We start from the raw sequence: 15,100 nt of genomic DNA, 5'->3' as shown, positions 1-15,100 counted from the left end.
AAGATAAAAATCATGGTATCTGAACGTCTTGGTGAATATATAGAAAAAAAAGGGTTTAGCTTTTATGCTTTCGAAAATAGCTTAGGAGCGGGAAGAGGTAGTATCTCTAAAGCAGTTAAAGAAGGAAAAAGTATTGGTTCTAATGTTATAGAAAATATTCTGTCGATTTATTCCGATTTAAATCCAATTTGGTTGTTAACTGGAACTGGAACGATGTTTAAAGAAGAAAAAGATTTCTTATTAAACAAGAGCGTTGAGACCTACGGACTTCGAACGGATAGAAGTGTTGATGGACAACAAATTCCGTTATATGATATTGAAGCCGTTGCTGGTTTGGTGCCATTATTTCAAGACAGAACAACGCAAACTCCTTTAGACTATATTTCTATTCCTCGATTGCCAAAATGTGATGGGGCAGTTTATGTAACAGGTGACAGTATGTATCCTTTGTTAAAAAGTGGTGATATTGTTCTTTATAAAGAAGTAAATGATATTAGGAATGAAATTTTTTGGGGAGAAATGTATTTGTTAAGTATGGACATGAGCGGAGAAGAGTATATTACCGTAAAGTATATCCAAAAATCGGAACAAATCGGATTTGTGAAATTAGTTAGTCAAAATAAACACCACCAGGATAAAGATGTTGAAATGACGAAAATTAAAGCATTAGCCTTAGTAAAAGCAAGTATAAGAATTAATTCTATGCATTAATATAAGAAAAGGCTGTCCTAATTTTAGGTAGCCTTTTTAGTTTTTTTCTTGTCTTTGTACGCACAGAATATAATTCCGCTTTAATGATAGAGGCTTAGATTTGAAACAGTTGAGCGAATGGAAAAAGAATTTTATAACCCACCTTCATTTGCAATTATACTTTGTATAGTCTCTAATATTTCTGCCTGACTTTTTGAATTTCTTTTTGTCATTACTTTGCGAACAGTTTCTATTCTTTTAGCCTGTTCCTCAGGTGTTATTAATTCCCATTTTAATTTTTTGATTATTGGTAATTGCCATAATATTCATTTCTTTCCGTTTCTCTAGTTTTTCTATGTGCATCTAATTCTTCACTAGTTTTTAAACTCACAATAACAATATCATGTACCTCATTATTTCTTTTTACTAATTGTTCTTTTTTGGTCATGATTATATTTCTTTTAAAATTATTTCATATCATCAAATGGCTTATCATAATGATCTACTTTTTCTAATTTTGTACCCTATTTTATTAATAAAATTTTTAATAGTAAGGCAATTTTTAGCAAAAGTAAAGCCAGTTCAATTTTAGAACTGGCTTCTTGCAAACTTTTTTAACACGAAATATGATAAGCTTATTACTTATGACTATATGTTTCAGTTTCCGGATACCAATATCTACGTAAAACTGGTTCTAATGCGTCATTTTCATATGCTTTTATATAGTGTTCTTCAGGGTAAGCTGTTCCAAAAATAACAATTCTACCTGTTGCTTTTTCTACTAAAAAAGGTGCATTTCCTCCTATAAGATATTTTTCATCATTAGTTAATAAAAAGTTTTTACTCTGATAATAATAAATATTACCATACTCCTTTTTTGTTTGAAAATCATATAATGCTATATCAATATTTGAATTAAGCATTTTAAACAACAAATATTTCTCAGCTATTTGTTTCATTTCTTGATCTGTTAGCATAATGGTTTATTGACTTTTTGTATTAATTGTTTTTTTAGAAATTATCTTAATAAAACAATTTAATTTAACGGTGTATTTAATAGAGTGTAAGTATCTTTCTGAGGAAAATTCAAAACTTGAGATTTATTAAATATAATACTATCTATTCCTTTGGGAGTCTCTTCGTTGTAAACCAACATATCCGGTATTTCTGATATAATCTCCTTTAAAAAAGGTATGAGTATTTTATCTTCATAACGATATTCAATACTGATCATAATACCATAATTACTAATACCATAAAGATTGTTAAATGTGTCATTGTAATCAGATTTACAGCTAATTCTAACGCTTAAATAATCATTTGAATTTTCCTTAAATAAACCAATATCAGTAATGTCATATTCTTCCGAATACGATTTTCCAGCTTGGTAAACTAATTTTTTTGCAATTTTTTCTATTACCCTAATTAATTCCACAGTATTTAAGTATTCTTTACTAATTATATTAATTGTATTTGCCATTATCTTAAATTTTTAATTTGTTGTATGTCTGTTATAATTATTACACCTTTTCTTTGAAGCGCTTTAAAAACTGGATGTGTAATATCAATTGCATTATTTTTAAATGATTTTATCGCTAAAACAGATTTCCTACCGTTAAGATTTATATATTTTTCGTTTTATTGGTTTAAATATTTATCAAATTGATCAAAATAGTCTTTTGATTTAATATTTTTAGAAACACTCTCCTTACATTCTATAATATATTTTGAGGTTCCTACATCAATATCTCCTGCATCATTTAATGTTTTACTTTTTTTAACTATCTTATAAATATTGCCAAAATTTGTTATTTTATCAAGTTTACTCAATTCTCTTGCAACTTCAGCTTCCTCATTTGTACTTTTAACCTAGCTTGATAAACTAGTGATTTCGCTACTTTAAATAAAAAAACTGCAACTTTTATATTGCAGTTTTAATTTTATGATTTTGCATCAAATTTTTCAAAGACAAACTCAAGTGGTTTATTAGTATTAATTTGTTTTTCTAAAAGTTTGTTTAGTAAAGAAAATTTATCAATCTCCCTGTCAACTTCAAAACCCATCCTTGGATAAAGATAGTATTGTACTGATTTCCATTCAAAAGGATAATTACCATATTCTTCTTTATCTTGTTTTAGTAACTCTTTTTTAAAAGGATCAAAATCTGAATGCTGAACAAGATAATCAATTCTATTTTCAATAGATGATTTTAAAACGCTCAAAATGTCAACATTTAAAGAAAAATGTTCTTCTTTAACAATCATTTTTTTTATAAATTCTCTGTCTAAATTCTCTAAACATTCAATATGATATTCATAAAACCTTATTGAAGGATAAAAGCTAATATGACTCTTATCTGCAAATATTATTTTTAAGTCTTTCATAAATTATTTTTTAAGTAATATTATTATGTTGCCACCTGTACTAGAATAGTCTAATACATCATCAACTTTGTCAAATTGATACAAACTCATAGTTCTGTAAAATGTAGTCTTTTTTACAGCTTCTGTCTTATTGCCAAGTTCTAATAAAGCTTTAGTGTATTCTTTATAACCTAGCGAGCTTCCTCCTGGATATTTAGGATTCAGTTGCCATTCAGCTTTAACGCTTTTAATATTATCTTTAAAAAACTCAAAAGCTTCACTTGTAAATTTTTGTCCTAAACCTTTTGCCGCTCCTAATGTATTTAAATCAAATTCAAGCATACCACTAAATAGTCTAGCTTTGTTTTTTAAATTGGATTCTTTCATAATCCATTCTATATAATTCTCTTCTCTAACTATTTTATATGTTACATCTTTAAATTTTCTTGTAATAGGTAATTTATCTAAAACCTCAATTAATTTACTTCCACTAGCCTTCCATGCATTTTTTAAAGTTTCTTTAATTTCTTTAGCTGTGCCACTTGCAATATCTTCACCTTTGTAAATTACGGCATAACCTTTTACTTTTCCATCAAAATCTATACCTTTTATAAAAGTTGTTCCAGCTTTTTGTAATCGGGTAATATTTGCAAATTCAATTCTAACTCCTTTGGAAATTATTGTTTCTTCTACAAAAAGAATTTCTTTAATTGTATTTTTTGTAAAATTAGCAATATTTTTTTCAATAATTATTTTAAATATAAAGGCTCTTACAAAATTTTTAAATTCTGCCTTCACTGTGCCATTCAATACTTTTATGCCTATTGTGAAAATTTTATCTAATAGCAATGGGGTAGCTGCTACAGCACCACCTATTAAATAAATTTTACTCCATGTTTCCAAAAATTCTTGCGAAAGGTGGTCTTCTGCCAGCGCTATAATAGTATCGGTAGTTGCAAGGGTAATATCTACCGCAAGCATCAAGGCTACTAGCGGACTTGCAGAGCCAAAGGAAGCAACTGAAAGAGCTATGACAAATATGTTTACACCTATGCGAACTACTTTTACAATCTCTGCTAATTCTTCTCTTGAGGCCATATCGTGCAAGAAAATAGCAGGCACTATCATGGGAATAGGTGCTGTTTTGGTTTTAGATTTAGACGGAGGTTGCTTTTGGTCATAATCATAAACGATTATCATTTCTAATGGATTGTATTCACTCCCTTTTTCTAAATCTTCATCATACGTTAAAGGATAGTACGCAAAATTTGCCAATGGAATCATTGTTATCAATTTTGTTCTTTCCTGTTTTAAAAAGTATTTGGTTTTGTTAAAATCTAAAGCTCCTATAGCAGATGTATTCACCTTATAGCCATCACCAATAAAAAATGTTTTCGAAGCAAACTCTAACTGATCATAATTCGCATAACATAAACTTACTAGGAAAGAGGCAAAAATGGTTTTGTTAGCCATTTGAGTTCCTTCCCAAACGGAAGTCCCATCTAATGCATGATAGATTTCTTTTAATTTGGTAGGATTGTTTTTAAAAAAAGTATATAAATCCACACATTTTTCTTGTGTATTAAATCCTCTTAATACATTGATAAATGCCGAACTCCCATCTACATAGCCACTCCAAAAACCATCTACATCATAACTCAAAATGAGTTCTAAAAAAGTTATTAGCTCTTCACTTTTAAAATTTTCAGCAATCCAACTTGGAGCATTCTCAAAAAGAAACACAATTTCTTCTTTATCTTTAGTAGCCTTTAATGCTGCTACCATTTTTTCTGTTATTTTATCTTTTATATAATAAGAATAGTTTGAGTCTGCATCAATTTCTTTTACTAAATGAGCAAAGTCGGTTAAATTTTCTGTTTGAAAAATAATAGCTCTATATTTATCATTTATATTAAAATCATTAGGATTTGCTGTCGATTCAACTTCTTTTCTAAATTTTTCTGTATTGACATAATACAATGACAACTGTGCAAAAATCTTATTTTTTTTTCCATCTATGTCTATCTTAAAACTCCATTGGGAATCGATGAAATCTATTCTTTTATTAAGTTTGGCTTGTAACTGTGTTTCTATTGTTTGACCAAATTCGTTTTTATAGGTAAATGGGATGTTGTTAGCGGTAATTTTCATTCTTTGAATTGTACCACCTTCACCATCTCTCGTATCATATGTACGAATAGTTGGTTGTCTTTCAAAATCGTTCCATTTGAAAATGCATTTAGGATTAGTATTTACTTTGTTTATTAGCTGTAACAAAGCTGGGAAGTCAACTCCATCTCTTTCGTTATTTCCGTAAAAGTCTGCTTTATAAGCATTTTTAGAAGCCTGAGGATTAACAGTTCCTAAAGTGTTTTCAGGTATTCTTAACGCTTTTATTTTTATTTTTTTAGGCTGATCCATATTTCTTTTTATTTCACTTAATTATTTTTTTAATGAAAATTTAGCGGTGACTGAACCACCGCTAAATCTCAAGAAAAATCCTAATTTTTAGGTAACGTACTTTCAGTTTTATCAGATCTTAACAAATTTGCTTCGTCCAATCTAAAGCTAGAATTATTTTCTAACTCGTTTGGATTCTCACATTTTTCAGGATCATTTACAGGGAAAATAGGTAAAGGTCTCTCTACAGGTAAACCAGTTGACTTATCTTGTAGGATGGTTAAAGTAGAAGGAAGTTTGGTAATCCAGTATTTCCCTTGTGGTTCGCCTACTGGAGCTCTCATTTCGTCTACAATGCTCATGTATAGTGGATCACCAATAACTGGCACTTCTCCACCGTTCCATATTTTACCTGTGGTCATGAAGAATTGTACAGCATCTTCAAATCCTGGCTTTACCGTTACAATAACTCTGGCTAAACCTGCTTGTAAAAAACTTCTAAACAAAGGATCTATTGAATCTGAAATGTACATTTCTTTCCACATTTCTCTTTTTGCCCAATAGTAGGAGTAAAAAGTGTAATCCATAACTTCCCATTCAAAAGCTTGTTCCATGAACTTGGCTAAAGCGGTATATTTGTCTAGGTCTTCTCCCAAATGAACTTGAAAATCTTCCATTTTTTCTCCTTGCGTAAAGCTAGTCCCTAAAATGTTAGCATAATCTTGCAATAAATAAGCAATACAATTGTGTTTTAATACATCGTGTTCCATGTAGCGATAAAACTGCCCCATTTTATCTTTTGCTTCTTGTTCTTTTATCTTTTGCTCTTCGTCAAGTTTGATTTGTTCTTCTTTAAAATTATTATACGCTTCTTCATAGGCAGCAATGATAGCATTGAAGTTTTCGGTTTTCCATTGCTCAATGTATTGACTGCTCAATTCACAATTTACAATTACGGTAACATTATAATTGTCAACATTATGCCCTTTTACTCCAAAGTCAACACTGCCATTTACATTCAACCCAAATTCATGTTGTTCACAATTAATATCACCACGCCAATTACCTCCTATAAATCCCCCTTTAAAGTTGGTATACAATACTTCTGAATAACGAGATCCTGACCAGCCACCACCTCTATTTCTAGATGATCTACAAATAAATTTTGCGTTTTTACCTATATAATTTTCTGGAATATCAAAGCGAGTATAGTGTATTCCAAAATTATTATCTGTATCTGGACGGCTAATTGCTTGATGTTGTACCTGTTTCGTGTTTGGTAAAATTGATGTTAACTCCACTTTATAAATTTGTGCCCAATATTCAAGCAATTCTTTAGTTACTTTTTTAGTATCAGGCATATTCCATTCTCCTTCTGCCTTTCTTGGATCGATTGGAGCTGTAAGAATTTGACCTTTTGATGTAGCCAATGCTAGTCGATGAAGTTTTGCTGGCTCTGGTATCATAAATTCAAACATGGTGCGCTTACCGTAGTTATAAATCTGATTTTTATATTTAACGTCAATCCAACGATAAACTCCTGAAATATGCTTAGGCTGTGCTGCTTCCGCATTGTCGGTTTCGGTAACTTTTCCTCTGTTGTCAAATTCGTGAACGTTTGTTTCGGTATATTCTTTAATAATTTTTTGTATACGCTCTTCCGAAATTTTAGTCAACACCTTTTCCATCGCTTTTTCTGTAACTTCTTGCGATTTAGTTACAGCCTGACGTGTGCTGTCATGTTGAGCAGTATTATTCGCAAAGCCTCCGGATATTTCGAAATTGTAAACTCCAGTATTATAGCTAAACCTTGTGTTAGCAGTAATGCTTTTTTGTTTATCAATTTCTTTCGCAATTTCACTTTGCATATCGGTTCTTGAGGTTTTAGATGTATCCGAAAGTTTTTCGTTTTCTTGAGATTTTGAAGTTGTATCGGTTACCTCTGAATAATCTCTAGAAACAGAAGATTTATGTCTTAGCTCACTAGCCATCACATTTTCTATGTTAGAAACCAGGCCTGGTACATACGCGTGTACGCTTTGAACCACCTTTAGATAATCGGCAATACCTAATCGTTTAATTCCAAAGTTTTCTCTTTTGGTATTTCCCGAATGTGATGTGTTTCCATCAATAGTTTTGAATAGTAACATTCCTGTTTTTACAGTATTGTACTCAACATTGTCTATTTGTGCAGTTGCTTCTCTTTCATTTGTAAAAATAATTTCAATTTTAAAACTTGGAGATGCCTTGAACTTTTTAACTAAAATTGGAGGGAAAACGATTTTGTTGTTTCTTACAAGTAAGTTGCTATATGTTTCTTCAAAATGACCATAATCTGTATCGGCAACAATTTTAGCAGATGCAACGTTCCAAGTAGCATTTTCTACTTCAAATGAAAAACTTATAAATGACCCCGATCGGTCAATATTTGCAATAGCTGCATAAGCAAGTGGTGTCCTTTCAATATTTTGATTGATAGGTATGGTTGCGCCTCCTAAATTAATATAGTGTTCTTGCACTAAAGGTGTATTGTCAAGTGTAATTTGTGTTAAACTTGAAATTTCATCTTGAATTTTTGTTATTACATCATCTAAGGTTTCATATGCATCATCTATTTTAATTAAGCTCGCTCCAATACGCATTTCTCTACTAGAAATAATTTCTAGATTTTGTGTACTTTTTTGTTCTGAAAGGTTTTTTGTTTCTGATTTTGAAACTCTTTCTATCATTGTGTCAAATGAATTTGATGACAGTTTAGCATTAAATTCTGCTAAATCAATTTCATTTTTATAAGCAAATTCATGTGAAGCAATGACTAGACTGTTCATTTTTTCATACAAAGGTTTTAATTCTTCTTCGGGTGTTTTTAGCGCAACAAGATGCTCAATTTCCTCCGAAATTTTTCCATATTCATCTAGTACTGTTTTATTTTCTTCAAGATAACTGTCAAACGATGCTTTATATGCTAGTTCTTTTTGCTTATAGTATGATTTTTGAAATGTTTTTAATTCGCTTTCTAACTTTTTAAGGTTCTCTTTTTTTAGAACGGTACTTTGTACTAATGTATTCGCTTGTGCTTCGGTGATTAATCGAAACTCGGTTGCTTTAGATAATTTTGTTTCCGTACTTGCTTTGGCAATTGTTTTGTTTTCATAAATTTCATCATCTACAAACAATTCTTTTGGTAAAACAATTTTACCATTTATTCCATTTTTGAATGTCTTTTCTCCATTCACTCTTTTAAAGTCTTCATCAATGGTAATACTCTGGGCAAAACCTAAATGGATTGCCTTTAAAATATCAGAAATGCCTTCTTTAATGTAGAAGTCTTTTTGCGAAATTGTTTGATAAATCAAGTTGCTCCAAAGTTTTTCAAATACTTTAACCCCTTCAATAGTAAGTTCCTTATTTGTGTCTATTAAATTCGCATAAAATTCTTTAACAAATTGCCAATCGTTATCTGTTACATCTTCTTTTCTTGTTATTTTTCTTCCAATGATTAATAATTGACCAAATGTTCCTTCTTCTAATTCTTTTTCTGATTTGAAAGCAACATTTTCAAATTCTGAAGTTTTGATAAAACTTTCCATAGCGCTAATTTTTGTGCTATTTGCTGGTCGATTTTTAATAACGACATCAAATATACCTGTTGCTCCATTTGGTCTTTGAATAAAGCCTAAATTCCTGCTTTTAATTTCTGTTAATTGTGGGTTTCTTAAACTCACCATTCTGAATAGCGTTTGTGACGCATCATTTTTTGTTGACATATTTATTTAATTTAAAATTTTATTTTTTTTATTTAATTCTTAGTTTAGTGATTGATTTACAATTGTTTAGTTTGTATTTTTTTTTATGTTTTACGTATAAATTAGACATAGCATTTCCACGCTGAATAATTCTTGTTTTTTTAAAAGAATAATTCAGATTTTAAACTATCTGTTTAAAGAATTATAATGTGTTTTTAAGTTAAAAGAGGTTTTCTGTTTTAATCTTTACTGTATTTGCATGTAAAGCTTTAGATTGTACATTTAAACTTAGTTAAGTAATTACTTATGATTTTAGCATGAATTTTTTATAGTTGTTAATAATGAGAATTTCTACGTGCTATTGTCAAATTTTCTATTAAATATCTTTATTCTTTTATTGATTTGTCTCTTCTGATGATTACTCATTGCTTTTTAATTGATTTTTTTCTTTATTGAGTACAAATATAAAAGAAATAAATCTAAATAACTAATTAATTGTAGATTATTTTCTAATTACATCATAAGTATTTGATTATTTGATTAGTTTTGTTGAAATAAATCAATTAAAATAATTTACATGTTGAAAATTTTCATTCTTTTAGCTCCGATTGGATTATTAATAGGGAAGAGTATTTATTAAAAATTCAAGACGAATTTTTTTAGGAAATGTATTTGTTAATTATTTGATATGGGTATATCACTGTAAAGTAAATCCAAAAATCAGAACAAATCGGATTTGTGAAATTAGTTAGTCAGAATAAGCATCATCAGGATAAATATGTAGAAATGACGAAAATTAAAATATAATCCTTAGTAAAAGCGAGTATAAGAATTAATTCTATGTATTAAAACAAGAAAAGCGAACCATTTGGTTCGCTTTTCTTAATGAAATTTACTAAGATTATTCTTTTTCATAAACATTATTATCAAGCTCAACATCTGCCATTAATCCACTAGGATCGATAACAATTGCTTGAATTTTTTCTTTTGATTTCTCTAATTCAAAAGTATAAGTAGGGTAGGCCCAATCCCAACCTTTTAAAATTGTTCTTGATAATGTTTGATAAGGGTTTGGTTTTTCCCAACGCATTAATGTGTTAGGAATGTATATTGTTTCTTGCGTTCCATCTGTATAAACAACTAAAATATCTATAGGCATTGGTGTTCTTCCAATTCTTTCTAATGTAATTTTAGATTTGTTGTTTTCATCAGTTACTTCATTTATAGCATAATCAATAGTGTTGGTAGTTTGTGTCCAATCTACTAAATACCAATCTAAGTTAGCACCAGAAATCTTTTCTGCAGTTCTTTTAATGTCATTTGGAGTTGGGTGTGTAAACTTATAGTCACTATAATAGCGTTTGATTGTTTTCATTAAATTCTCAACACCAATAATATACCCTAATTGTGCTAAGAAGACTTCTCCTTTACTGTAAGCAGAAATTCCATAGGCCATATTAATGTCGTATCTGTCTGCGTGAGTAGATAAAGGTTGTTCTTTTCCAGTTTTAACAAGATAACGGTAATTACTATATGCACCTTCAAATGGATTTTCTTCCTCTTCTGATTTTGAAGGAAGAACACTTTGCATCGCTAAATCAGAAATAAAAGAGGTGAATCCTTCGTCCATCCATTCATGTTTGGATTCGTTTGACGCTAAAATGTGTTGAAACCATGAATGTGCAAACTCGTGAGCTGTAACACCAACAAGGCTTCCAAAACTTCTGTTTCCTGTAATTAAAGTACACATTGCATATTCCATTCCACCATCACCACCTTGAATAACTGAATATTGTTTGTATGGGTATTCTCCAACACTTTTGTTTAAATAATCTAATATTTCTGCGGTTTTTGGTTGTAGTTTTTTCCAGTTTTCTAAATTTTCAGCTTTGTTTTTATAGAAGAAATGTAATTCAACATTGTTTGGCCCAACAGTTATATCGTGAATGTAATTATCATCTGCTCCCCAGGCAAAATCATGTACGTTTGGAGCTACAAAATGCCAAGTTAATGTTTTAGTTTTTCTAGAGTGTTTTACTTCAACACCATTATCTTGATAGCCGTGACCAATTTCATTTTTGTTTTGAAGGTATCCAGTTCCTCCAATAGTATAGTTTTTATCAATGTTAATTTTCACATCAAAATTACCCCAAACACCATGAAATTCTCTTCCTATATATGGATCAGCATGCCACCCTTCGAAGTCATATTCAGCCATTTTAGGATACCATTGTGTCATTGATAATGCAACACCTTCTTCAGAGTTTCTACCTGAACGTCTCACTTGTAAAGGCACTTGACCATCAAATTCAAGAGTGAATGTTGTTTTTTGATTAGGAGTAATTGGAGTGTTAAGTGTTACTTCTAGAACGGTTCCTACTACTCTTGTTTTAGCATCTGCTCCATTCTGTTTAAAGTTCTTGATTTTTAAATAACCAATTTCTTCAGGCTTTAAAGTGCTAATTCTACTTTCCTTTACTTCTTTGTCTGCAACTTTAAAGGTTTTAACCATTCTCTTGTCAGGATCGGCAATAGTCTTTAAGCGACTATCCATTTCACTTCCAGGTTGAAAAGCATTAAAGTACAGGTGGTAAAATACTTTATGTAAAGTATCGGCAGAGTTGTTAGTGTAAACTAATTCTTGCTTACCATTGTATTGATAGTTTTTAACATTCATGTCCAATTCCATTTTGTAGTCAACATGTTGTTGCCAATATCCAGGATTTGGATTGTTTTGTCCAAAGCTTAAAGCAGAGAACAAGGTTAATAATATTAATTTTTTCATTTTTTTAAAATTAAAAACCACAAAGGGAACTGTTGTTTTCTTTGTGGTTTGTTTATGAATTATTGAGTGAATTTATTTAGACATTTGCTCAGCCATTAGTAATGCGTTGTATGCATTTACTATTTTTCCAGTTTTTGAAACTATAGAAAAGTTAGCTTGATGTTTTCCTTCTCCCTCACCAACAGTTACTTCGTTTTTTAAAGGAGTTCCGCTTTCCATAATAATTTGCTTAACTTGTTTAGCAGATAATTTTGGATAATAAGAACGGATTAATGCAGCAACACCTGCAACATTTGGAGAAGCCATTGAAGTTCCTTGAAGGTATTTATAGGATTGATTTGGAATAGTTGCATAAATTTGAACACCAGGAGCAAAAATATCAACATTTTTTGTACCATAGTTTGAGAATGAAGCTACCATTTTAGAACCATAGCTAGGAGCTAATGCGCCGATTATTAAAACGTTATCTGAAATTTCTTCAGCACCATCATAAGAATCACTTGGATATTTGTTTATAACATCTAAATCTTTAGAATCATTTCCAGCAGCAAAAATAACTAAAACGTCTTTTTTAGCAGCATATTTTAACGCATCTTGAACCCATTCTTTGTTTGGAGAATAATATTTTCCGAATGATCCGTTAATTACTTTTGCACCATTGTCTACAGCATAACGAATACCTAATGCGATATCTTTATCGTATTCATCACCATTTGGTACGGCTCTAACTGCCATTATTTTAACGTTGTTGGCAACACCGTCTCCACCTTTTTTATTATTTCGTACTTGAGCTACAATTCCTGCAACGTGAGTTCCATGTAATGCATCATCTGGATTTAATCCAATAACGTTATTGTTACCGTATTTAGTATCGTTAATATCGTTAGGGTTGTCTCCAACAACTTTACGGCCATTAAAGTCAACATTGAAGTTATAGTTCAATTGGTCATTAAAATGATTTATGCCCCCTTTAACTTGTTCCATGAAATCAGCAACTGTCGATCTAGGAAATACTCTTGTTAAAAAGAAGTTTTTTGAGTTGTTTAATTCTTCGTTGTCAGAATTCATTGCTTTTAAGTCTTCAGCAGTAAAATCTTCTTTCTTTAAAAATGTTTGTAAATCTTTACCACCTTTTAAAAGTCCTTCATAGAACATTTTTTGCTCCATTGCAGCATTAAGTTCTCCGTCTAATTCTGCTTTTGCTTTTTCATAGTCTGGTGTGCCAGGTCCCATTTTAACAATACGAGTCATTTCTAACTGTTCATTGTTACTGTCGCCAAGGAAATTCCATCCATTAACATCATCTATATATCCGTTATTGTCGTCGTCTTTACCGTTACCAGCAATTTCTTTTGGGTTAACCCAAATTACACTTTTTAAATCTTCATGACGTATGTCTACACCAGAATCTACAATTCCAACAACTACAGTTGTGCTTTTTTTACCTTTTAAAAGTTGTTCATAAGCTTTATCAACACTCATTCCAGGAACAGTATCTTTAACTAAATCTAAATGACTCCATCTTTGTAAATCATTTTCTGCTAAAGGTGTAATCTTTAATGCTAAATTATCAATATTTTCTACAGGAGTAGAGATCATTTGTTTTGCACCACCACAACTTGCTAATGCTAATGCAAATGCAGCTGATAAATAGATTGGCTTTAAATTTTTCATGTATTTGGTTTTTTAATCTGATTATTCTATACAATTAGACAAAAATCGACTATAAAAGTTACATTTTGCTATTGTGTTAACACTATTTTAAGATTTCATTACATTTAAAAACGTCTTTTAAACGAATCCCTTTTTCAGTATTCTGTAATGTTATAATTTCATTATGAGCATCATGCTCTAAAAAAAGATAATAATTATTTTCAACTGCTTTTTTTAAAAAGATATCTTTTTCATTCATTGATAATAAGGGCCTTGTGTCGTATCCTGTTACGTAAGGTAATGGTATATGACCAGCAGTTGGCAACAAATCGGCCATAAAACAAATAGTCTTTCCTTTGTAATTAATCATAGGAATCATTTGTTTTTCTGTATGTCCATCTGCAAAGAATATACCAAAGTCTAAATCGCTTTTTTCTAAAAATCCATTTTCTGTCCTAGAAATAAAGTTAAGTTGACCACTTTCTTCGATAGGTAATATGTTTTCTTTTAAGAAAGATGCTTTCTCTCTAACATTTGGTTCTGTTGCCCATTTCCAATGATTTTCATTGGTCCAGAACTTAGCATTTTTAAACGCTACTTCATAGCCAGTTTTGTTGTTATTCCAATTTACAGCTCCTCCACAATGATCAAAATGCAAATGCGTCATAAACACATCGGTAATATCATCTCTGTGAAAACCTTTTTCTTTTAAAGATTTATCAATGTTTTGGTTTCCCCAAAGTGAATAATACCCGAAAAATTTTTCGGATTGCTTATTACCCATTCCAGTATCAATTAGGATAAGTTTTTTACCATCTTCAATAAGTAAACATCGAGCTGCAATATCAATTAGGTTATTAGCGTCTGCTGGATTTGTTCTGTTCCATATTGTTTTAGGAACTACTCCAAACATTGCGCCACCATCTAATTTGAAATTACCAGATTCTATAGGATAAAGATTCATTTTATTAAAATTTCTGCAATTTACAAAAAACGAAAAGATTTTATAGTTAGTGTTGATTATAAATAAAAATTATAAAGCAATAAGTTATAATAATGTTATGAAACCTTGTAATAAGCATTATATGAATTATATTTGCAGTTAATTTAGACAAAATCAAAATAGGTATGATTAAAGTTTCAGATACTGCTAGCAAAAGAATCATCGACATGATGAAAGATGATGGCTTTGATGCTACTCGAGATTATGTTAGAGTAGGTGTTAAAAGTGGAGGATGCTCTGGTTTGTCTTATGAATTAAAGTTTGACAAAGAATTAGGAGAAAATGATAAGCTTTTTGAAGATAATAATGTGAAGATTGCTGTAGAGAAAAAGAGTTTTCTTTACTTAGTTGGAACAGTATTAGAATATTCAGGAGGTTTGAATGGAAAAGGTTTTGTTTTTAACAATCCAAATGCACAGAGAACTTGTGGATGTGGAGAATCTTTTTCTTTATAGATATA

At 30.4% G+C, this 15,100-nt stretch carries 12 protein-coding genes; 2 read left to right on the top strand and 10 right to left on the bottom strand.

Annotated features, from left to right (window positions below):
- Positions 1-12 precede the first annotated feature (12 nt).
- On the top strand, positions 13-711 hold the full coding sequence (locus L2Z92_RS05875; RefSeq protein WP_236457906.1) for a S24 family peptidase: 699 nt from the start codon (positions 13-15) through the stop codon (positions 709-711).
- A 283-nt stretch (positions 712-994) separates the two neighbouring features.
- Here the strand turns inward: L2Z92_RS05875 and L2Z92_RS05870 are convergent, their stop codons facing one another.
- The 10 genes from L2Z92_RS05870 to L2Z92_RS05825 all read right to left on the bottom strand — a co-directional run bounded on the left by L2Z92_RS05870 (position 995) and on the right by L2Z92_RS05825 (position 14,601).
- Positions 995-1,138 (bottom strand): hypothetical protein, encoded by a 144-nt coding sequence (locus tag L2Z92_RS05870; protein ID WP_236457905.1) that lies wholly within the window; start codon positions 1,136-1,138, stop codon positions 995-997.
- Between the two features lie 190 nt (positions 1,139-1,328).
- Positions 1,329-1,649, bottom strand: coding sequence for a hypothetical protein (locus L2Z92_RS05865; protein WP_236457904.1), 321 nt, complete (start codon positions 1,647-1,649; stop codon positions 1,329-1,331).
- Between the two features lie 77 nt (positions 1,650-1,726).
- On the bottom strand, positions 1,727-2,170 hold the full coding sequence (locus tag L2Z92_RS05860) for a hypothetical protein (protein ID WP_236457903.1): 444 nt from the start codon (positions 2,168-2,170) through the stop codon (positions 1,727-1,729).
- A 158-nt stretch (positions 2,171-2,328) separates the two neighbouring features.
- A complete protein-coding gene (locus L2Z92_RS05855; protein ID WP_236457902.1) occupies positions 2,329-2,520 on the bottom strand; it encodes a hypothetical protein in 192 nt (63 codons plus the stop codon).
- Positions 2,521-2,630: 110 nt separating this feature from the next.
- Entirely contained in the window at positions 2,631-3,074 is a 444-nt protein-coding gene (locus L2Z92_RS05850) for a hypothetical protein (protein WP_236457901.1), read from the bottom strand.
- Positions 3,075-3,077: 3 nt separating this feature from the next.
- Entirely contained in the window at positions 3,078-5,474 is a 2,397-nt protein-coding gene (locus tag L2Z92_RS05845) for a hypothetical protein (protein WP_236457900.1), read from the bottom strand.
- Between the two features lie 80 nt (positions 5,475-5,554).
- On the bottom strand, positions 5,555-9,220 hold the full coding sequence (locus L2Z92_RS05840; RefSeq protein WP_236457899.1) for a V-type ATP synthase subunit I domain-containing protein: 3,666 nt from the start codon (positions 9,218-9,220) through the stop codon (positions 5,555-5,557).
- A gap of 880 nt (positions 9,221-10,100) precedes the next feature.
- Positions 10,101-11,984, bottom strand: coding sequence for a M1 family metallopeptidase (locus L2Z92_RS05835; RefSeq protein WP_236457898.1), 1,884 nt, complete (start codon positions 11,982-11,984; stop codon positions 10,101-10,103).
- A 72-nt stretch (positions 11,985-12,056) separates the two neighbouring features.
- Positions 12,057-13,658 (bottom strand): S8 family peptidase, encoded by a 1,602-nt coding sequence (locus L2Z92_RS05830; RefSeq protein WP_236457897.1) that lies wholly within the window; start codon positions 13,656-13,658, stop codon positions 12,057-12,059.
- 82 nt (positions 13,659-13,740) lie between these two features.
- Positions 13,741-14,601, bottom strand: coding sequence for an MBL fold metallo-hydrolase (locus L2Z92_RS05825; protein WP_236457896.1), 861 nt, complete (start codon positions 14,599-14,601; stop codon positions 13,741-13,743).
- Between the two features lie 164 nt (positions 14,602-14,765).
- On the opposite strand from L2Z92_RS05825, the gene L2Z92_RS05820 reads away from it, so the two are divergent.
- Positions 14,766-15,095, top strand: a complete 330-nt coding sequence (locus L2Z92_RS05820; RefSeq protein WP_236457895.1) for a HesB/IscA family protein — start codon at positions 14,766-14,768, stop codon at positions 15,093-15,095.
- Positions 15,096-15,100 lie beyond the last annotated feature (5 nt).

The organism is Flavobacterium jumunjinense, assembly GCF_021650975.2.
In the GTDB taxonomy this organism is placed as follows: Bacteria; Bacteroidota; Bacteroidia; order Flavobacteriales; family Flavobacteriaceae; genus Flavobacterium; species Flavobacterium jumunjinense.
Note: the sequence above shows the minus strand (reverse complement) of the source record. Positions and strands in the feature narration are given on the sequence as shown.

Excerpts from the sequence above, each read along its gene's own strand:
- L2Z92_RS05875 (WP_236457906.1), top strand. The coding sequence starts at position 13 with ATGGTATCTGAACGTCTTGGTGAATATATAGAAAAAAAAGGGTTTAGC.
- L2Z92_RS05870 (WP_236457905.1), bottom strand. The coding sequence starts at position 1,138 with ATGACCAAAAAAGAACAATTAGTAAAAAGAAATAATGAGGTACATGAT.
- L2Z92_RS05865 (WP_236457904.1), bottom strand. The coding sequence starts at position 1,649 with ATGAAACAAATAGCTGAGAAATATTTGTTGTTTAAAATGCTTAATTCA.
- L2Z92_RS05860 (WP_236457903.1), bottom strand. The coding sequence starts at position 2,170 with ATGGCAAATACAATTAATATAATTAGTAAAGAATACTTAAATACTGTG.
- L2Z92_RS05850 (WP_236457901.1), bottom strand. The coding sequence starts at position 3,074 with ATGAAAGACTTAAAAATAATATTTGCAGATAAGAGTCATATTAGCTTT.
- L2Z92_RS05845 (WP_236457900.1), bottom strand. The coding sequence starts at position 5,474 with ATGGATCAGCCTAAAAAAATAAAAATAAAAGCGTTAAGAATACCTGAA.
- L2Z92_RS05840 (WP_236457899.1), bottom strand. The coding sequence starts at position 9,220 with ATGTCAACAAAAAATGATGCGTCACAAACGCTATTCAGAATGGTGAGT.
- L2Z92_RS05835 (WP_236457898.1), bottom strand. The coding sequence starts at position 11,984 with ATGAAAAAATTAATATTATTAACCTTGTTCTCTGCTTTAAGCTTTGGA.
- L2Z92_RS05830 (WP_236457897.1), bottom strand. The coding sequence starts at position 13,658 with ATGAAAAATTTAAAGCCAATCTATTTATCAGCTGCATTTGCATTAGCA.
- L2Z92_RS05825 (WP_236457896.1), bottom strand. The coding sequence starts at position 14,601 with ATGAATCTTTATCCTATAGAATCTGGTAATTTCAAATTAGATGGTGGC.
- L2Z92_RS05820 (WP_236457895.1), top strand. The coding sequence starts at position 14,766 with ATGATTAAAGTTTCAGATACTGCTAGCAAAAGAATCATCGACATGATG.